General features: G+C 46.2%; 17 protein-coding genes. 15 read left to right on the top strand and 2 right to left on the bottom strand.

From position 1 onward, the window contains the following. The first annotated feature begins 25 nt into the window (after positions 1-25). From B1H56_RS14955 to B1H56_RS07200, 9 genes are all read left to right on the top strand, one after another. The gene (locus tag B1H56_RS14955) at positions 26-148 is read left to right on the top strand and encodes a hypothetical protein (RefSeq protein WP_279221294.1); all 123 of its coding nucleotides are present in this window, start codon (positions 26-28) and stop codon (positions 146-148) included. A gap of 190 nt (positions 149-338) precedes the next feature. After that, complete coding sequence (locus B1H56_RS07235) at positions 339-1,031, top strand: hypothetical protein (protein WP_156515153.1); 693 nt, start codon at positions 339-341, stop codon at positions 1,029-1,031. Positions 1,032-1,677: 646 nt separating this feature from the next. Next, positions 1,678-3,171, top strand: a complete 1,494-nt coding sequence (locus B1H56_RS07230) for a sugar ABC transporter ATP-binding protein (protein ID WP_066522934.1) — start codon at positions 1,678-1,680, stop codon at positions 3,169-3,171. A gap of 164 nt (positions 3,172-3,335) precedes the next feature. Further along, entirely contained in the window at positions 3,336-4,196 is an 861-nt protein-coding gene (locus B1H56_RS07225; protein ID WP_242861987.1) for an ABC transporter permease, read from the top strand. Positions 4,197-4,201: 5 nt separating this feature from the next. Further along, a complete protein-coding gene (locus B1H56_RS07220) occupies positions 4,202-5,218 on the top strand; it encodes an ABC transporter permease (protein WP_066522990.1) in 1,017 nt (338 codons plus the stop codon). 59 nt (positions 5,219-5,277) lie between these two features. Further along, on the top strand, positions 5,278-6,384 hold the full coding sequence (gene rhaS, locus B1H56_RS07215; protein ID WP_066522936.1) for a rhamnose ABC transporter substrate-binding protein: 1,107 nt from the start codon (positions 5,278-5,280) through the stop codon (positions 6,382-6,384). 107 nt (positions 6,385-6,491) lie between these two features. Further along, the gene (locus B1H56_RS07210) at positions 6,492-7,754 is read left to right on the top strand and encodes an L-rhamnose isomerase (protein WP_066522938.1); all 1,263 of its coding nucleotides are present in this window, start codon (positions 6,492-6,494) and stop codon (positions 7,752-7,754) included. Between the two features lie 78 nt (positions 7,755-7,832). Continuing rightward, positions 7,833-9,326: a rhamnulokinase gene (locus tag B1H56_RS07205; RefSeq protein WP_066522940.1), complete on the top strand. Its 1,494-nt coding sequence runs from the start codon at positions 7,833-7,835 to the stop codon at positions 9,324-9,326. 22 nt (positions 9,327-9,348) lie between these two features. Then, positions 9,349-10,290 carry a hypothetical protein gene (locus B1H56_RS07200; RefSeq protein WP_066522942.1) on the top strand — a complete coding sequence of 314 codons (942 nt, stop codon included), beginning with the start codon at positions 9,349-9,351 and terminating at the stop codon, positions 10,288-10,290. 90 nt (positions 10,291-10,380) lie between these two features. On the opposite strand, the gene B1H56_RS07195 is transcribed toward B1H56_RS07200, so the two are convergent. Next, positions 10,381-10,698, bottom strand: coding sequence for an L-rhamnose mutarotase (locus B1H56_RS07195; RefSeq protein ID WP_066522943.1), 318 nt, complete (start codon positions 10,696-10,698; stop codon positions 10,381-10,383). Positions 10,699-10,805: 107 nt separating this feature from the next. Further along, positions 10,806-11,675, bottom strand: a complete 870-nt coding sequence (locus B1H56_RS07190) for an AraC family transcriptional regulator (protein WP_162938969.1) — start codon at positions 11,673-11,675, stop codon at positions 10,806-10,808. Between the two features lie 210 nt (positions 11,676-11,885). On the opposite strand from B1H56_RS07190, the gene B1H56_RS07185 reads away from it, so the two are divergent. The 6 genes from B1H56_RS07185 to B1H56_RS07155 all read left to right on the top strand — a co-directional run bounded on the left by B1H56_RS07185 (position 11,886) and on the right by B1H56_RS07155 (position 20,640). Continuing rightward, positions 11,886-13,352: an L-fucose/L-arabinose isomerase family protein gene (locus B1H56_RS07185; RefSeq protein WP_066522945.1), complete on the top strand. Its 1,467-nt coding sequence runs from the start codon at positions 11,886-11,888 to the stop codon at positions 13,350-13,352. Between the two features lie 820 nt (positions 13,353-14,172). After that, entirely contained in the window at positions 14,173-14,538 is a 366-nt protein-coding gene (locus B1H56_RS07175) for a hypothetical protein (protein ID WP_066522947.1), read from the top strand. 73 nt (positions 14,539-14,611) lie between these two features. After that, the gene (locus B1H56_RS07170) at positions 14,612-18,262 is read left to right on the top strand and encodes a SpaA isopeptide-forming pilin-related protein (protein WP_066522949.1); all 3,651 of its coding nucleotides are present in this window, start codon (positions 14,612-14,614) and stop codon (positions 18,260-18,262) included. 81 nt (positions 18,263-18,343) lie between these two features. After that, positions 18,344-19,252 (top strand): DNA-methyltransferase, encoded by a 909-nt coding sequence (locus B1H56_RS07165; RefSeq protein WP_066522991.1) that lies wholly within the window; start codon positions 18,344-18,346, stop codon positions 19,250-19,252. A gap of 4 nt (positions 19,253-19,256) precedes the next feature. After that, positions 19,257-20,069, top strand: a complete 813-nt coding sequence (locus B1H56_RS07160; RefSeq protein ID WP_066522950.1) for a DUF6017 domain-containing protein — start codon at positions 19,257-19,259, stop codon at positions 20,067-20,069. Positions 20,070-20,154: 85 nt separating this feature from the next. After that, positions 20,155-20,640 carry a PcfB family protein gene (locus B1H56_RS07155; protein ID WP_066522951.1) on the top strand — a complete coding sequence of 162 codons (486 nt, stop codon included), beginning with the start codon at positions 20,155-20,157 and terminating at the stop codon, positions 20,638-20,640. Positions 20,641-20,642: the final 2 nt, after the last annotated feature.

The raw sequence follows: 20,642 nt of genomic DNA, 5'->3' as shown, positions 1-20,642 counted from the left end.
GAACAAACTTTTTGAGGTGCGGCTAATGGGGATGATTGCAAACCAGGGATTGCTAGAGCTTATTTTAAGGCTGAAAGAGCGGGCAAAGGTCAGAAAAGAACAGAAGAAAAAGCTTTGCAGGCAGCAGGAAAAAGAAAAAAAGGAATAGTATTTTGCGGAAGAAAAGGGTGCGGGGAAGATGTTTTCGGCTCTTTTTTCAGTAAAGTAAAAGCTCCGCGGCCGAAATATGCAGTGGGTCACGGTATATATTTTTAGAAAATTTAATCCCGGCAGATGTGAAAAATGGTAAACTATAGAAGAGACCGGTCGCCCGGCCTGCCGGCCGAAACTGCGAAGATATGGTAACTGGAAGCATGAATATCCCAAACGAGAAAAAAATAGCCGAACAATGCAAAAAATTAATTACGAAATATAACGTGCCGTCAGCGGCGGAACGGTTTAAAAAAAGAGTGGAGCTGTTTCATCTGTTGGTATGTTTCGGGCAGCTTCACAGGACATACCGCAAAATAGAGCCTCATGACCCGGGGGATTTTATTGTGCGCGACGAAACCGGAACGCATATGTTTGAGATCGTGACGATTTTTGGGAACCGGGAAGCGTACCGGGTGATAGAAGCCTATTTTGAAAAGTTGTTCCAGCATGGCCGGCCCCGGGAGGAACGGATACACCTTATCACCAGTTTCGAGGAAAATATGGACAAGCTGAAGGAACTGCTTATCACTAAGATGTGGGAGAAAAACGAAAAGGACTACTTCAAATGCCACGATTATAAAACGGCGAACCTTTTGCTCGCGACAGCGGAATACGACAGGAAAAAGGCGCAGTTCCCATGGTTCCTCTCCCTGGCCAGCGGGGAATTGCAAGAAGTGGTGGCACGGAAGAATTTTACCCGGTGCTATGTGCTCGATTATACTGCCGCGCGCGCCGAGGTATTCGATATGGAGCGGGAATTGCTCGCCTACGATGAGTATCTCAGGGAAAGCGGCGCGGCGTATGGACGCCGGAAGGGCGGGGAAGCACCGGATTTGTAATAAGATTTTCCCCGGCCTCAAATACTATAGATGGCGTACTTCGGTCGGAAAACTTGGACTCAGCTGAATGAAACTTTTTGGGAAATAATTTTTTCCTTGGATATAGCTGCCGCAGCCTGAATATCGGCGGCAGACAATTCATAAGATTGCTCCTATCGTTTATTTATGAAAGAAAAATCTGCCCGCAGGGGCCACGCCGCGAGCGAATTCTGCGAGCGGAAAGATTCCTGTTGTTTATTTAAATATAGTATGAGTTTTGATCGGCAACTCTTTTTTCGTCAACCACTGGCGTTAGAAAGAAATAGCGTTTTATTGCGGGTTAAGAACATATGCTCTAATCATTGCACTTAAAAGCCAGCATTTTTAAGGGAAGAGCAACATAGTGTAATTTTTGGTTAAGATTATTTATTGATTTGGAAGTTCCTTACGTGTAAGATTTCTTATAGAAAGACGACATTCATGATTTAAGATAGTTCGCTGTAACAATCTTTCTCTAAAAAAATACAATTAAAGGGATTTATATAGGAAAAGTTGCAAACCCAAAAGTTCGCGTGTATTTTTTAGTACATTCAATTATTGATATTGATGTAGATATACAAAGGCATCGCGTTGGAACGCATCAAATCTGGCTGAAGGAGAAAATAAAATGGATGAATATATCTTGGAGTTGGACCATATCACAAAGATATTTCCCGGCGTAAAAGCATTGCAGGATGTGAACTTTCAATTAAAACGCGGAGAAATACATGCCCTTATGGGGGAAAATGGCGCCGGGAAATCGACATTTATCAAAGTGATTACCGGAGTGCACCAACCTGAAGAAGGCACTATGAAACTGGATGGACAGCCGGTGCAGTTTAAATCCACACGCGATTCACAGGAAGCGGGAATCGTCTGTATTTACCAGCATTCCACAGCTTATCCGGACTTGAGTGTAACGGAGAATATTTTTTTGGGGCATGAAATTACCAAAGGAAAAATGAAGGCGCTGCAGTGGAAAGAGATGCACGCAAAGGCGCAGGAGCTCTTGGATAGGCTCGGGGCCAACATCGATCCGCGGGCCAGCATGGGTACGCTTTCGGTTGCACAGCAGCAGCTTGTGGAAATTGCCAAAGCGCTTTCAAGCCAGGCGCGGATTATTATTATGGACGAACCTACCGCGGCCCTGACGAAACGGGAGAGCGAAGAATTATACGAATATACGGAAAAATTACGCGAGGGCGGCGCATCGATTATTTTCATTTCACATCGGTTCGAGGACATGTACAGACTTGCGGACCGTGTAACTGTATTGCGCGATGCACAATATATAGGCACGTGGGATGTCGATGCGATATCGAATGAAGATATGATTATTGCAATGGTGGGAAGGGAAATCAAACAATTGTTTCCCAAACGCAAAATTGAAATTGGCGAGGAAATCCTAAGAGTGGAAAAACTTGGCCGTACCGGATATTTCAAAGATATTTCTTTTGATGTGAAGAAAGGGGAAATCGTTGCATTAACCGGCCTTGTCGGCGCAGGACGAAGCGAGGTTGCCGAAACGGTTTTCGGCATAGCGCAACCGAGTGAAGGAACGGTTTATGTAGATGGAAAAGAAGTGAAGATCAAAAGCCCGACTGACGCGACGTGCGCAGGGCTGGGATTATTGCCGGAGGACCGGCAAAAACAGGCGTTGATACTCGATTGGGAAATTTCTAAAAATATTGGGCTTGGAAATATGGACCGGTTTCGGGACGGACCATGGTATAACAAAACAAAAGAGAGCGAGGCGGCGCAGGAACTTGCGGAGAAAATGGCGGTCAAGGCGTCTTCCATTTATGATAAGGCATCCTCGTTGTCTGGCGGGAATCAACAAAAGGTCGTGGTAGCAAAAGCGCTTACCTCGAATTTGAAACTGATTATTATGGACGAACCGACAAAAGGCGTTGACGTCGGTGCAAAGGCGGCTATTTATGAGATCATGGGAGAACTTGCTGAACAGGGATATGGAATCCTCCTGATCTCTTCGGAAATGCCGGAGGTTTTGGGTATGGCTGACCGTATCATCGTAATGAAATCAGGAAGAATTACAGCCGAATTCAAAAGCGAAGAGGCAAATCAGGAAAAAATATTGGAAGCGGCTATGCTGGGAGAATAAAAAGCAAGGGGAATGGGAAAGTGAAATCATCTGTAAATATTTTAGAAAAAAATAAAACAAAAAAGACATTCCGCGAATTAGGACTGTTGATTTTCCTGATCGTATTGTGCGTAGTTTTTCAAGCGATTAATCCGACATTTTTTACCTGGGAAAATCTCGCCGATATGCTTAGAAACACGTCAATCCTGGCAATTCTTGCTGTTGGGATGATGATGGTAATGATTACAGGCGGAATCGATCTATCGGTTGGTGCGATCGTAGCACTGGCAGGAATGGTATCCGCGCTCACGGTGCAGTATGTCCCACAGCTACCTGCGGCCGTTGCAATACTGATCGGCATGGGAGTAGGAATCGGGTGCGGGGCAGTAAACGGTGTATTGGTGGCAAAAGGAAGGATCATACCGATTATAGCTACATTGGGCATGATGAATGTATTCCGCGGCCTAACCTATTTAATCAGCGGTAGTAAATGGGTCTCGGCGCATCAGATGTCGGATGGGTTTAAGTCTATCGCAACAAGTGGCATCGGCCCGATCAATACTCTTATCATCATTGCGGTTGTCGTGGTATTGATTTTCTACTATTTTCTGAATTACAACCGGACAGGCCGGTATATTTATGCCGTGGGTTCCAATCCGGAAAGCGCAGTTATCACCGGCATTAAAAAAGACCGGATTTTAATCATGTCCTATACGCTGCTGGGGCTGCTTACCGGAATGGCAGGAGTGTTGTGGGTTGCCAAATTCGCCTCTGCACAGGGCGATACGGCGACTGGCTATGAGATGAATGTGATTGCCGCCTGCGTGCTTGGCGGCGTCAGCGTATCCGGCGGAACCGGAAAGGTAGGCGGCTTGCTTCTGGGAGTGTTGCTGCTCGGAGTGCTGCAAAATGCGCTGCCATTGATTAATGTATCCACTTTCTGGGAGGACTTTATACAGGGAATTATCATATTGGTGGCAATCCTGCTGAATATCTCGGTAAAACGCAGGGCGGATAAGAATGCTTTAAAGAGAAGGGAGATATGAGCAAGATGGCTTCTTTAAACAAACGCACAAACGTAGAATTGGATCGTTCGGTTTTGGAACATAAGCTGGACCCGAAAAAATTCTTCCTGCAGTGGGAATGGCTGCTCGTTATCATATTGGTCGTCATACTAATCGTCAATGGTTCGATATCGGATTATTTCCGCGGAACACAAATATTGGACGCTACGATGAATTTTATGGACAAAGGCTTCATGGTTCTGGCAATGGTTTTTGTCATCCTGCTGGGAGAGATAGATATCTCGGTTGGATCAACCGCAGCTTTGTGTTCCGTCATTATGGCGATAGCTTATAATGCAGGAATGCCGATGGAGCTTTCAATGGTACTCTGTCTTGCAGTAGGCCTTGGGTGCGGTTATGTAAACGGGATTCTGGTTGCAAAATGCAAAGAGGTTCCATCCATGATTATTACATTGGCAACGATGACGATTTATCGTGGAATCGCTTATATCATATTGGAAGATCAAGCCTCCGGAGGCTTTCCGGAATGGTTCCAGTATCTAAGCTGGGGATATGTTGGGCCGATTCCATTTTCACTGCTAATGTTTATTATCCTTGCCGTAGTTTTTGGGATGCTGCTGCATAAAAGCGCATTTGGGCGGCAGGTCTATGCAATGGGAAACAATGAGACAACAAGCAGATATTCCGGAATCAAGGTAAATCGCAATAAAGTTATCATTTTTACGCTTATGGGTCTCATGGCGGGCGCATGTGCGCTGTTTCTTACATCCCGCATGGCATCCACGAGGCCAAATGTAGCGCAGGGCTATGAACTGGACGTTATTGCCATGGTTGTGCTGGGCGGCGTATCGACAGCAGGGGGGAAAGGAAATATGCTTGGAGCGATTCTTGCGGTATTTATCGTAGGATATCTGAGATATGGCCTTGGGCTTATCAATATTTCGGCACAGGTTATGATGATTATCATCGGCCTTTTGCTGATTGGATCAGTATTGGCCTCCAACTTTTTACTTAACAAACCGAAAGCCCTACCGAAAAAATAAAATAATGTTTCCATACAAATGGAAAAATGAGAATAATATGATTAACGAGGAGGAAAAAAATGAAAAAATGGATGACGGTAGTATGTTTGCTGATCGTCGCGGCGTTTGTCTTTGCGGCTTGCGCTCCGGCGGCGGAAACAGCTTCGCAGGCGCCGGAAAGCAGCACGGAGCCTGGAGAAGCAAGCGTTGAGAGCAGTACGGAGGCTTCCGCAGGCACGGAAACGACGGGCAGCGGTAAACATGCGATAGTGTTCAAAAATACGGGGAACCCGTATGGCGAAAAGGAAATGGAAGGCTTTGAAAATGCGGTTAAGGAAGCCGGCCAGGAAGCGATTTTAAGGGCGCCGGACCAGCCGACGGCGGAAGGCCAGATTCAGATCATCGAAGAACTGATCGCGCAGGGGGTTGATTCTATTACCGTAGTTGCGAATGATCCGGATGCACTACAGCCGGCTTTGACAAAAGCGATGCAGGCGGGAATTAAAGTGATTGCAGTCGACTCCGGCGTAAACGCGCAGTCGAGAGAGCTGTTTGTAAACCAGGCCGGTTCAGAACTCATCGGCCAGGCTTTGATGGATGCGGCGTACGATATGTGCGGCGGCTCCGGCGAATTTGCGATCCTTTCAGCGACAAGCCAAGCAACGAATCAGAATGCATGGATTGAGGCGCTTCAGAAAATCATGGAAGGCGATGAGAAATATAAAGATATGGAACTAGTAAAGGTTGCTTACGGCGACGACCTGCGTGACAAATCCGTATCTGAGACGGAAGCGCTTTTACAGTCTTATCCAGACCTGAAATGTATCGTAGCGCCCACAACGGTAGGAATCGCTGCAGCAGGAAAGGTCCTGACGGATAAAGGGCTGGCAGGGAAAGTTGCGTTGACAGGTCTTGGACTACCATCCGAAATGGCGGAGTATATCGACAATGGCGTTTGCGAATATATGTTCCTGTGGAATCCGTTGGATCTCGGGTATTTGGCAGGATATACGGCGATGGCACTGACCGATGGCGCGATTACGGGAGCAACCGGAGACAAATTTGAAGCAGGAACACTTGGCGAATATACGGTTGTGGATGCGAGCGACGGCGGCACGGAGATCATACTTGGACCTCCTTTCAAGTTTGACGCAGCAAACATCGCAGAATGGAAAGACGTATACTAATTAAACGAATTTGTAAAAATGCTGCAAGCAAAGCAGGATAAGTAACAGGGCAGCTTGCGGGATGGTATCCTGCAAGCTGCTTTTTATACACAGAAAAGAGGGAAAACATGGACAAGAAAAATATATTGGCGCAGTATGAGCAGGCTAAAGAACAATTTGCCGCAACAGGTGTGGATACGGATAAAGCGATTGACGCGCTGCAGCGAGTTGAGATATCGATGCATTGTTGGCAGGGAGACGATGTAATTGGCTTTGAGGAAAGCGATCAGGGATTGTCCGGCGGTATCATGACGACCGGAAATTATATGGGGCGTGCCCGTACCGCCGACGAACTTCGGACAGACTATGAAAAGGCATTTTCTCTGATTCCGGGAAAACAGCGGGCAAATCTGCACGCCTTCTATCTGGAAACAAATGGAAAGCGTGTCGAAAGGGATGAAATAGAGGCGAAGTATTTTGAAAATTGGATGCAATGGGCACAGGAGCTGGGAATCTCCCTCGATTTTAATCCATCTATGTTTTCACACCCAAAGGCGGATGGATATACATTAGCGAGCTATGATAAAGGAATCCGCGATTTTTGGATCGAGCATGGGAAACGGTCGCGCGCAGTTGGAGCTGAAATGGGTAAGCGGCAGGGAAACCCTTGTGTAATCAACCACTGGATGGTGGACGGGAGCAAGGATGCACCCGTTGACAGATTTGCCCGCCGGCAGTTGTTTGCGAAAAGTATGGATGAAATTCTCGCAGAGAAGATTTCCAAGGATTACTTGCTGGACAGCATTGAAAGCAAATTGTTTGGTATTGGTTTAGAGAGCTTTACGGCCGGATCTAATGAAATGTGCCTTGGTTATGCCCTGACACGCGATATTATGGTGACCTTCGACCTTGGGCATTTCCATCCGACAGAAAGTGTGGCAGATAAGATTTCATCAACGCTTGTGTATATGGATAAAATACTGCTGCATACGAGCCGCGGGGTTCGCTGGGATAGCGATCATGTCGTTCTGCAAAATGATGACCTTGCATTGCTGATGGAAGAAGTAGTGCGCGCGGAGGCGCTTTCTCGCGTGTGTATTGCACTGGATTTCTTCGATGCGAGCATTAACCGCATCGCTGCCTGGGTGATCGGTACGCGCGCAACCCAGAGGGCTTTGCTGTCAGCGTTACTTGAACCGACGGAAAAGCTGAAGGAATTGGAAAAAGCTGGCGATACGACATCACGGCTTGCTCTTCTTGAAGAACATAAAAATATGCCGATTAATTCGGTTTGGAATTACTTCTGTGAAAAGAATAATGTCCCGGCCGGAAGCGCGTGGCTTGATGAAGTGAAGCAGTACGAAAAAGATGTACTGGCCGGCAGAATCTAATCACTGGAAGATGGCGCGGCCTGACCAGTGGCTGCGCCATTCTGTCTGTCAATATAACGGAGCAGAAGGGGTAGAAGCATGGAGACAAAAAGACATCTGGCGTTCGATTTCGGTGCGGAAAGCGGCCGCGCTATTGTCGGGGAGCTTAAAGATGGGAAATTGGAAATGGAAGAAATTCACCGTTTTCCGACCCAGAGTATGTTCATATATGGGTCCCTGCGGTGGAATATATACAGGTTTTATGAGGAGATCGTTACAGGATTGCGCAAATATACCGCGAAATACGGAAGTGCCCTCGAAAGCATAGGCGTAGATACGTGGGGGGTAGACTACGGCTTTCTGAAAAAAGACGGAAGCCTTTTGGAAATTCCCTACCAATACCGGGATGACCGCACAAACGGCACGGCGGAAATTATCGACAAGGCCGCGGGAAACCGTGAAGTATACGACATCACAGGTATCCAGTTTATGACGATTAATACCCTCAACCAGATGGCAGCGGTAAAACGCGACACGCCGGAGCGGCTTGAAGAAGCGCACGATATGCTGTTTATTGGGGATCTGCTGCACTATTTTCTGAGCGGAGAGAAAGCCGCGGAATTTACAGTGGCGTCGACGTCGCAGATGCTTGACGCATTTAAAAAGGAATGGTCCCATGAATTATTTGAACAGTTTGGAATTCCGGACCAGCTGAAAAGCAAAATTGTTTTTGCCGGCGACGTTATCGGAACGATTGATCCGAAACTGGCAAAAGAGGTCGGCTTGAACGGTACGGTAAAGATCGTTGCTCCGGCAGTGCATGATACGGCCAGTGCGGCAACTGCGATTCCCGCAGAAGGGGAAAATTGGGCTTATATTAGCTCGGGAACATGGTGCATGGTCGGCGTTGAAACCAATGGACCGGTAATTAACGACGCCAGCTATGAAATGAATATTTCCAATTCCGGCGGCTCGCTTGGAAAGAATTTATTCCTGAAAAACGTTATGGGGCTTTGGATCATTCAGCAGTGCAAAAAGGCATGGAATAAAAAAGACCCCGGGCTTGGATACCCTGAGATTGTGGAAAAAGCGGTACGGGCAAAGCCGTTCGCAGGTTTTATCGATCCGGACGACGATTTATTTTTTGCGCCGCAGGACAACATTGCAGCGATCCGGGAATACCTGGACAAGACCGGGCAAACGGATGTAGATACTGAAGATATTGGGACGGTAGCGCGCATCGTGTATGAAGCGCTGGCGTTCAAATACCGTTATGTAGTCGACAGGCTCAAGGCTGCAACCGGACAGCAGGTGGAAGTGCTGCACATTATCGGAGGCGGCACTAAAAATGCTTTACTGAACCAATTCTCTGCAAATGCGCTTGGATTCCAAGTGAAAGCGGGACCGGCGGAAGCGACGGCTACCGGCAATTTGCTTTTGCAGGCGTATGGCTGTAACGAGGTGAACTCCTTGCAGGAGATACGCGAGGTTGTTCGGGCTTCCAACGAAATGGAAGTATTTGAACCGGAGAACGAGACGGCCGGGGAGTGGGCGCGTGCCTATGAACAGTTCAAAGCGGTATGCGGACTGTAACGCTCGAGAGGATTGCTGGACTATGAAAATAAAAGAAAACAGAATAGAATTTTATAATACCGGATATAACGAAGCGGAAAGTGGAGCGGACTTCGGATGCGCAACGCTTGGCTTTACCAGCGAGTGGGGCTGGGTGCCGCCACAGGAGATTGAGGCGGTGGAATTGCCTTTTGCGGTAAAAGGGGTTGTTTTCCATGGAGGACTGGAACAGACAATACAGGATATTAAAGCATATGCCAACGAATGCGAAACTGTAAAAGGAGGGATTCTGTTTTTTGGAAATTGCGGAAGGGAAGAGATATTCCTTGAACAGCTTAGTGATATCTATCCGGGAATCCCGTTTGTGGGAGGAAGCCCTGCAATCGGGCAGGACGGGCGCAAAGGACGCATGCTGCCTGAAAATGGAGAAGCCGCTATTTTGCTGATTATGGATGAGCGGTATGATTTGGCGGTTGAGTGCTGTAATGTGCACCAGGAGGTTATTGCCACTGTAAAAGCCTGCGGCACAGATCCGCGCTATATCGAGACGGCCGAGTCGGAAGGAACGCAGGTGAGGTTTTACGACTACATCCATTCTGAAGCAAAAAAGCGAGGCGTTGGGGAAGGGATTCATGAGCGTATTGCCATCAGTGACGTCCAAAACAGAAATATCCACCTGATACCGGACGGCGAAAATTTCATTTGTGGTGCGAACCTGCCGGAGGAAAGGAAACTTCTCGTACGCTATACGGACAAGCGGAATGTTTGTAAAATCATGAAGGATTTTTATGCATCGGAAGATTCCATTATATTTGGCTGCGCAGGCGTAAAATCCATGCTGGACGATTACACGTTTATAACCGGAAAAAATTCACTGGGGTTATTTATGTTCGGGGAGATTACGTTCCTTGAAGGGAAATCGCAGTTTGCCAACCTGATGCTGGTTAAACTGAAATTTCTAAAAAAACAAGACGAAAAAGTGTGAAAATCCGGAGAGTATCAGGCGGAGAGTTACAAAAGGCCAGGCTTTGAATAAGCCTGGCCTTTCGAATATTGGCTTGATACCTGCGCAGCGTTATTCCAGATAAAAAATTTCATCCAAATATTCAACGGGCTCTTCCGATCCGAGATCGAAACTGCCTTCTACCATCCTGGATGTAATCTCGTTCCAACGCTTGCAGTCTTCATCGTTATCCATATATTGCATTGCCCTTTGGACATCGTCGCATTCAAACACATAAAAGAACTGCAAGCCGTTTCGGAAGATGGAATAGTTCCTGATCCCGGCTTTGCGGTGGGCCTCCATGATCTCGGGCCAGGGATTGCGGTGCATCCGTACATACTCGTCCACGCACTCCTCTTTTATATACCAAATCCACGCATATTTTTTCATGTTTTTCCTCCGTTTTCTTTTATTATAAAATAAGGCAGGGTAAATCTCCATACAGGCACAAACAATCCGCAATTTTTTTGAATTTTTTGACAATTTCAGAAACTGGGCTAAAAGGAATCCTGCCGTCTGAACTGAAGGGGGGTCATTCCAACGATTTTTTTGAAGGTATTAATGAAATAACCGGTATTCTGGAAGCCGGCATTTTCCGCGACTTCATAGATGTTCATATCGGTAAACCTAAGTAACTTTTTTGCATGGTTGATCCGCGTCATGCGAAGATAGTCGTTGGGCGTAAAACCAGTGTATTTTTTAAATTCCTTCAGCAGATGGTATTTGCTGACCATGAGAGTTCTGGCAAAATAATCCAGGCTCAGGTTATCTTTAAAATGCGCGTCAATATCCTTGATTGCTTCCTGGATATATTCGGGGATATTGGTTTTTGTGGAATAAGCCGCACCGGACAAAATCAGAATCTCGGTCAGCAGCCCGGTGATGAGTTTGGAACTGACCAGTTCCGAATACATGCTTTTTTTCTGATTCACCTCGATCAGCTCCGTCAGGTAATTGTAGACCGGCCCCATCGTACCAACGCGAATCACGGGCGTTTTTTGCCTCAGAAACTGCTGATAATAACTTTGCGCGGCTACACCGTTAAACTGAATCCACATCATATCCCAACGTGCCGAACCGTGGGGCCTCAGGGCATGGTACTCCATGCAGTCCGCGAAAAATAAATCTCCCGGTTTCAGGCGGTAGGTCTTATTCTGGTACCGATAGTCGCTCTCACCGGCTAACGTAAGCATCACAAGAAAAGATGCAATGTCCTCATGCTCTGTATAATAATTAGAGAAACATTGGAACATTCCAATCTCCTGCACATAGAAAAACGCTTCTCGTGCCAGCTCACTGGGCGTATTGATGATCCAGATAGAATCCTCAGACCAATCCTTTGTATAAGTTTTTGTTAGTGTAGGCATTTTATCACCACAAGATATTGCAATAAGTACACAACTTAAATAATTGATAAGAGGCTTATACTTGCTATAATAACAGTATAAAACAAAATATTGCTTCATTCAAGATGCTTTTCACAAATAAACTAGTATATTCAGTTAAAAAAGTAACACTTTAGAAATAGCAATAAAGTGTAATATTTCTGATACCCCAAAAATGAAGGAGGAGAAAAAATGGATATCAAAGAAGTAAAGAAAAAAGGCAAAGTTGGGCTTATGGTATGTGGGCACAAAGAATATTGGCCCCAGTTCCCGGGCATGAAAGAACAGTTCATAAAAAATGCTACGGATTTTAAAAAACTGCTTGAATCCCAAGGCGTAGAGGTTATTACCTATACAAATGCAGCAGGAGATTTTATTGTAGACACTACGGAAGATGGCTATAAAGCGGGTCTCATGTTTAAGGCGGAAGACATCGATCTCCTCTTCCAGTTTAACTGCGCGTACGTTGCTTCCGGCAGATACGTACAGGGCATAAAAGCGGCAGGATGTCCGGTTGTTATTGTTGGCTATCAAATGTCCCTTGACGTTTCCAAGGCGACTACATATTGGACACATGCAGGCGGCGGCGCATGCCCGCTTCCGGAAGCCTACAACGCCCTGACACGCAGCGGGATCGAGCCGGCCGGCCTTGAATACGGGCATTATCTTATTCCTGGTTTTGACACGCGTTTTACAAAAAACATTTCTGAATGGTGCCGCGTTGCAACAGCTCTCAGATGTATGAAAGGATCAATCTTCGGACACCTTGGCCACACATACGAAGGAATGCTTGACATGAATTTTGATCCCACAACGATAGAACGCACGTTCGGCATCCATGTCAAAATGGTAGAAATGTGCGAGTTTGTGGATTATGTACATTCGGCGACGGATAAAGAAATAAAAGATAAAATAAAAATGATAAGGGATACATTTGAATTTCTGGATCCAAGCTATGATCCCACGACAAGAAAGATCATGGATGAAGACCTTGACTGGACGGCGCGCGTTTCTGTCGGCATGGATAAGCTGGTATCCAACAACAACCTTTCCGGAGTTGCTTACTATTACGAAGGCCTTAACAACGAATACGAAAAAGTTGCCTGCAGTATGATAATAGGCAATTCGCTCCTTGTTTCCGCAGGAATTCCTTTTGCGGGCGAATCTGATATGAAAACATGTGTTGCAATGTATATTACAAGCTGCCTTGGCTGCGGCGGTTCATTTGCGGAATTTTGCCCCACTATATTTGAAGAAAAAATACAGATGGTCGGCCATGATGGCCCGCACGATATCCGCATCAGCGACGGCAAACCGCAGATGCGCGCGCTTACAACTTTTCACGGCAAAAAAGGCGAAGGCCTTTCGGTCGATTTCAGCCTGAAAGAAGGCCCCATAACAATGCTTGGGCTTTCAAGCGATATTGACGGGAATTACTCTTTCTCAGTTGCCGAAGGCGAAAGCCAGAAAGGGCCGAAACCGGCAAACGGCAACACTATGACGCGCGGATACTTTGGTGAAGGAGATATTGGCGCGTTTGTAGAGGATTGGTCTTGCTCGGGTATCAACCATCACTTCTCCCTGAGCCTTGGACACAATGCCTCCGTATTGAAGAAACTCGCAAAGACCCTGAATATTCCGTTTAAACAGGTTCGGTAGACAATAGACCAGGAATCCCGGTTTTCTTTAGAAAACCGGGATTTTTTTACCGTTATTTAGATATGGGCATTTGGGATAACAATACCCCTGCTATCTAAATCCAGAGCGGGAGACAGGCCTTCCTCCCTATGGGTGTTGATGACGGTTAAAAAGAGCGGAGGGAGTGTGAGAATGGAGGGAGAAAAGCGGATGGACGTTAGGAGTGACCGCCAAAAAGGAATGAGCTATGCAGAAATAAGAAGAAATATCATATCGACCCACAAACCGCCAAGAAATATGCAGAGGCAGAAACAAAGCCTGTCTATCAGCTGCAGGGAAAGAAACGCTCAAAGCTTGACAATACAAAGGCCGAGGTTCAGAAGCTTTTTCCCTATGAAGATGAGCTGAATAGCAAGTCCAAACGGCTGAATAAATCGAATATTGAGCTGGATGAGAAGGTGGAATAGCGCGTGCAGCGGCTTTGCTCTGCACTTGCATGAATCTGCGCAGGGCTCATAACTGTCCCCTAAAATAAAAAACCACACCTTGCGGCGTGATTTTTCACGTTTGGCGGAGGAGGTGGGATTCGAACCCACGTGCCCGTTAAGGCTACACGATTTCGAGGGGTATTTTTTCAAAATAAGCCCTTATATCTTTCCAAAACCTACCATATCTTACTACCGAAAAACCTTTAATCTAAAGGATTCTTAAATAACTTCACATAAGACGTTATAAAGCCTTAAATCATTACTTTACACGGTCGGGCAACAAAAGGGCAACACGGCAACAAATTTAAAACTGCTAAATAGCTAACTTCGTATGAAGAAAGGAGCAAAATAAGATGCAAGAAAACCCTTTAATCGCTAAAGGTATTATACAGCAAGACGGCGAGATTTGCAAAGACAAGATCAATCTTGTTTCGGGGGCTATCACGCCACCATTTGCTGAAACAATTTGGACGTTCACAGGCGGGGACATGGACACGATCAACCGCTTAACTCATATCTTTTTAGATATGAACACAGAACAAGACAGAGAACAGCTATTCAACCTCATTCGCGTTATTTATGGTCTTATGGGCTTACAGTTTTCAGATGAAGCCGTTCCGATAGCATCACACCCACAAGCATTGGAATATTTCGTTTTTTCATTCCTTGCGGATTTTGGCGAGGTTATCCAAGAACTACGCGACGAAGAAATAGCATAGCCCATTTACTTTAAACGTCTGTCTCTGACAGGCGTATTTTTTTACCCCAAAACGAAAGGAGCAAAAACCAATCATGAAAAAAGGACAAAGGCTAATTGCCTTTATTGTACTACTTGTAACGGTGCTTGTGGCTTTTCCGCTTTCGGCGTTCGCGCTGGATAGCGGGGCAACATTCCATTACACACATCATAGTCAATATAAATACACGTTCGGTTCGAGTTTCCCGCCCCCGTTTAACGTGACGGACGGATATTATAAAGAATGGTCTACATTCCATATGACGACCGATGCGGGCGACACAAAAATTGCGTATTGCCTACAATACGGCGTGACGGTCGCGCAAGGCAGTAAATATGATTGTTCCGACGATTACAGCGACCTTGCGGATTGGCAAAAGGAACTAATTCAACGAACGCTGGTCTTAGGGTATAACGATCATACGGGCGCACTTTACGGCGGCGATTGGCTGGATAACGCAATGGCGACGCAGGGTCTTATTTGGATTATTGCGTCCGGGCAGTACGACCAAAGCGACGAGGATTATATTATCAATCAAATGTTTGAAGCTAATCCAACCGCAATAGACATTTACCATGAGTTGCGCGACATGGTGAGTAATTACACGACGAAACCTAGTTTTGACAGCAACGAGATTGAATTAAAATATAATCCAGTAAACAAACGTTTTGAAACGACGATCAACGACGCTAACGGCGTGTTGCGGTATTATGATTTTTCTGCAAGTGGCGTGAACTTCACACGCAGCGGAAACACGCTGCATATTTCCACGGCAAATATGTTTGATGATGTGCAAGCAACGGCAACAAAAGAGTTGCCGACCGACGAATTACCCTCAATAATTAACGGTTCCCCGGAATACTGGATTCATAGCAAATATCAAAACCTTGTTTCGCTTTCCCCTGTATCAGAGGGCGGCGAAACAATGTCCGTCACTTCATCCTTTAAGTTGAAAACGGAAAAGATCGGTAATATCCGAGTTGTGAAGCGTTCCGAGGACGGCGCGGTTGCGGGAATGCAATTCCGCATAACGGGCAACGGTGTTGATCGAACTGTTACGACCGGGAGCGGTGGAGAGATAACGACCGAGGGGCTTTTGGCAAATTTGGACTATATGGTTACAGAGATTGGGACAGCAAACCGATATGTGCAGCCCGCCGCGCAAACCGTCCGAGTATTGCCAGGACAAACAAGCAACGTCACATTTTCCAACGTCTTAAAGAAATTTAACATTGTTGTGACAAAATCAGACGCAGAAACGGGAACGCCAAAGGACACGGACGCGACGCTTGACGGCGCGGAATATGCCCTATACGATAGCGCGGGACGGCTTATAGATTACATCGTCGCAAGCGGACGCACGGCGACCAGTAAACTCATTCCATTACAGACGGTAAAAGTAATCGAGAAGAAGCCGCCGACAGGATATAATCTTAATTCAAATCCTTACACAGTTACGCCTGATTTTGCGGGGCAGACCGTAGAAATCGGACGGGCTGATGTGGGCGTGACCGATACAGTTATCAAGGGACAGGCGGCATTTGTAAAATTTGCGGACGTACCGCTTACCGGGGACAGCGACGACGGTGGGATAAAACAGCCTTTGCCGAATGTGGAATTTAAGCTGTCCCTTGTTTCCACGGGAAAAGAGATTTGCAAGGTTAAGACCGACGAAAACGGTTATTGCATTACTCCCATGCTTAAATATGGGCGGTACTTGTGCGAGGAAATCCCCAGCGACGCAAACGCAGGGTATAAGCTGATAGAGCCGTTTGAAATCGAGATCACGACACAAGGCAAAATTTATCGCTATATTTTGGAAAATGAAGCCTACAACAGCGAAGTAAAGATTATCAAACGAGACGCAGAAACCGGGCAGCCCGTACAAGCTGAAACGAAGTTTAAAATTATGGATAGTACGGATAATTGGGTTGTCCAAAACATCAACTACCCTACGCCGACCCAGATTGACATATTCACAACAGCCCTTGACGGTTCTCTTGTACTTCCAGAACCATTGCGACCCGGTGATTTTGAACTATACGAAGTTGAAGCTCCCAACGGGTACACGATTAGCACCGACCCCATACCATTTACGATCACGGCAGAAAACCACGCCGCAATATTGGAGGTAGAAAGTCACAACGAACCCGTGAAAGGCACGATCACAGTTTTAAAACAAGGTGAAAGCCTAGCGGGATTTACGCAAACCGAGGACGAGGAATACGGCACGATTTACAGCCCTGTTTATTCCCTTATTGGGATTTCTGACACGGTGTATGACGTTGTGGCGGCAGAAGATATTATAACCCCGGACGGGACGACAAGGGCGAACGCTGGGGACATTTTGGACACGATCACAACAGGCGAGGACGGACGGGCAACGTCAAACGAGTTATTGTATATTGGCAGCTACCAGCTTATCGAAAAATCCGTTCCGTTCCCGCTGGTGCTTGACCCTACCCCGATACCGTTTGAAATCACATATGAAGATCAGGAAACGCAGATTGTAGCAACCAAAGCAGAAACCACAAACGCGCGGCAAAAAGCGGTTGTTACCTTAAAAAAAGATTGCGAAACCACGCTAAATCAAACGTATAACCCTTACCCGGATATCGTGCTGGGTCTATTCAGTCGAAACGATATTGGCGCGGATGATGCGGTTTTGCTGGAAAGTGACGCGCTTCTTGAAGTAATCAAGTTGGACGAAAACGGAGCCGCGACAATCAAAACGGACTTGCCTTGTGGTTACAGTTGGTACATTAAGGAACTGCAAGCGGGTAACGGGTACGTGCTAAATGATTTGGAATATGATTTTGTTTTTGATTATGCAGGTATGGAAACGCCGACCGTGGAAATAGCGGTAAATGACGGCGCACCTATTCCGAACGAGTTGATGCACGGCAGTATCAAAATCACTAAGACCGCAGAGGACGGAAAGGTTGAGGGTATACCATTCAAGATCACGGGCGTATCACTTACGGGCGTACCATATGAGGGCATTTTTGAAACGGATAGCAAAGGAGGAATACAAGTCCCGATGATTCTTGCGGGTCGCTACAAAATAACCGAGGTACGTAATGATCGCACAGTGGGATATATTGAACCGGGGAGCCAAACGGTCGAAGTGACGCACGGCGGGACGGCAACGGCAAAATTTGAAAATATCTTATTACATGGGAGTGTTAAAATCGTAAAAACCGACGAAGCGGGTAACAGGCTTAACGGCGCGGTGTTTGGTCTTTTCAAGATCAAAGACATAGCCGGACAGCCCGAAGTCCCGCCCACCGCGACCGAAACATCGGAGCCGACCGCCACAACAAGCGCAGAAATCCCGAAAAACGGTGATGAGTTGCTTCAAGAATTTACGATCACGGAAAACGGCGAATACACAATCACGGGCTTACCCTACGCTCTTTATTACATCAAGGAATTACAGCCCCCCGATGAAAGCTACCAGCCCAACGAAGTACAATATAAGTTTTCACCTATCCATGACGGCGAAACGGTGGAAATCACGATTGTAAATGAGAAGATACCGACCGTACCCGTGGAGCCAGAGAACCCGGAGGAATTACCCCGACAAGCTGGAAGTCCGCCAAAGACGGGCGACAACACAAATATTTTGTTATATATCCTGCTTTCGGTGATCGGCGGCGGTATGCTTGCTATTTGGATTATAGGCAAAAAGAAAAAGATGTTTTAAAGGGGGCGTTTACGCTCCCCTTTTCGTGAAAGGAGTATAAAAACAGTTTTGAATAAAATCTTATGTGGTGACGCAATAAAAATGCTAAAAACCCTACCTAAAGGGTGTGCGGATATGTGTGTCACTAGCCCCCCGTATTACGGCTTGCGGGATTATGGTGTAAATGGACAAATAGGGTTAGAGCAATCCCCCGATTCATATATTCAAAAACTAATGGAAGTATTTCAGGAGGTATGGCGGGTATTGCGAGATAATGGCACACTTTGGATTATTATTGCAGATAGTTACGCTGGTAGCGGGAAAGGAGCAGGAGCAAAAAAGAAAAGCAAACAGTCTTACAAATATTCTAAAGACAATAAAGCCGTAAAAATGCCGAAACTATGGAATGGAATTAAACAGAAAGATATGATAGGTATTCCGTGGCAATTAGCGTTTGCATTACGACAAAAAGGCTGGTTTTTACGTTCTGATATTGTGTGGCAAAAACCTAATGCAATGCCGGAGAGCGTTAAAGACCGCCCCGCCCGCTCTTACGAACACATCTTCTTATTGTCAAAATCTCCACGGTATTATTTTAACCACGAAGCTATAAAGCAGCCTGTAAAAGCCAGCACCGTAGCGCGGTACAGACGCGCAGTAGGTGAAAATAAATATTCGGACGGTATTCCAGGGCAAACGATGCAAGGATTGTTCCGAACACGGCGGGACAGTTTGAAGATGCCTCTTATGCGGAATTGCAGGGACGTGTGGACAATACCGACCAAACCGTACAAAGGGGCGCATTTTGCGACTTATCCTGTAGACCTCATAATCCCCTGTATTCTTGCGGGATGTCCGAAAGGCGGCATTGTGTTAGACCCTTTTTTGGGGGTCGGAACAACGGGCATTGCCGCGATTCGTACCGAGCGACAATATATTGGAATTGAATTAAATCCAAATTTTTGCAACTTGGCGCGAGACCGGATAGAAAAAGAAACGGAAAGGAGCTGATTTATTGGCAGTATACCGGGTGGAGCGTACAAAGGACTATACCGTCATGGCAAACCACCACTTACGCAACACCGCCTTATCGCTCAAAGCAAAGGGGCTTTTGTCCTTAATGCTATCTCTCCCAGATAATTGGGATTATACCACAAGGGGGCTTGCTGCCATATGCCGTGACGGTGTGGACGCAATTAGGGCAACAGTGCGGGAATTGGAGCGTAACGGGTACGTTATCCGCAAGAGGATAAGGAACGCGCAAGGGCAGCTTGCGGAAACAGAATACACGATATTAGAGCAGCCCCAGCCTAAACTGGAAAATCCAGTCTTGGGTAATCCAGTACAGGAAAACCCAGCATTGGGAAAACCAATACTGGAAAATCCCGCACAATTAAATACTAAGAAATCAATTATACAAGAATTAAGAACGGAGGTATCAAAGAAAGATCAATCTATCAACCCTACTGGCGCGATCGAAGCGATTGAAAATTGCAGGGCGCAGCTATGCACCAATATTGAATATGAGACATTATGCGAACGGTACGGCACGGAACAGGTAAACGAGATCGTGGAGCTTATGACTGAAACGTTGTGCTGCGGAAAAGCCCGCATACGGATTTCCGGGGACGATAAGCCCGCCGAGTTGGTGAAAGCTAGGTTTTTACAACTTAAATTCATGCACGTTGAATATGTTTTAAGCTGCATGAGGAACAACACAACCAAGATCAGAAATATCAAAGGATATCTTTTGACGGCATTGTTTAACGCCCCGGCGACGATAGATAACTTTTACCGAGCCGAGGTAAACCACGATTTGTATTTGTAAAGGAGTGATGCTATATGATTATGTGTATTGAATCGCTGGGAAAGACCCAGCAGGAACAAGAGGACACGGGCGGCGGTGATGACGATTGCAAGAAAGCGTAAATGAAAAAGCCGTTGGTTTTATTTTGCGGGGAACAAAGATAACAGCGGATATGATACGTGATGCAATGCGACGTTTTATATCAATGCAGGGCAAGACAAAAAATAACAAAGGAAAGGAGATTTACAAAGGGAAACAGAGCTTAAAACATCTTAAAGCGGCGACAAATGGGAATGTTGAAAGCATAGAGATCACGGACAAAAATATTAGAGCATTCGACTGTCCGGCAAGGAAATATGGTGTTGATTATTCCATAAAAAAGGATAAATCCGTTAATCCACCCCGGTGGTTGGTGTTCTTCAAGGGAAAAGACGCTGATTCCTTGCAAGCTGCTTTCCGCGAGTTTACAGCCAAAAAGTTAAAGAAGCAGGAACGCCCCTCTGTCCGGGAGCAGCTTAAAAAATTCAAAGAACAGGCTAAAAATCGCGTCAAGACAAAGACGATCAAACGGGATAGGGGGCGTGACCGATGAAG

The organism is Christensenella minuta, assembly GCF_003628755.1.
Lineage (GTDB): Bacteria > Bacillota > Clostridia > Christensenellales > Christensenellaceae > Christensenella > Christensenella minuta.
This window is presented reverse-complemented; position numbering and strand designations above follow the sequence as displayed.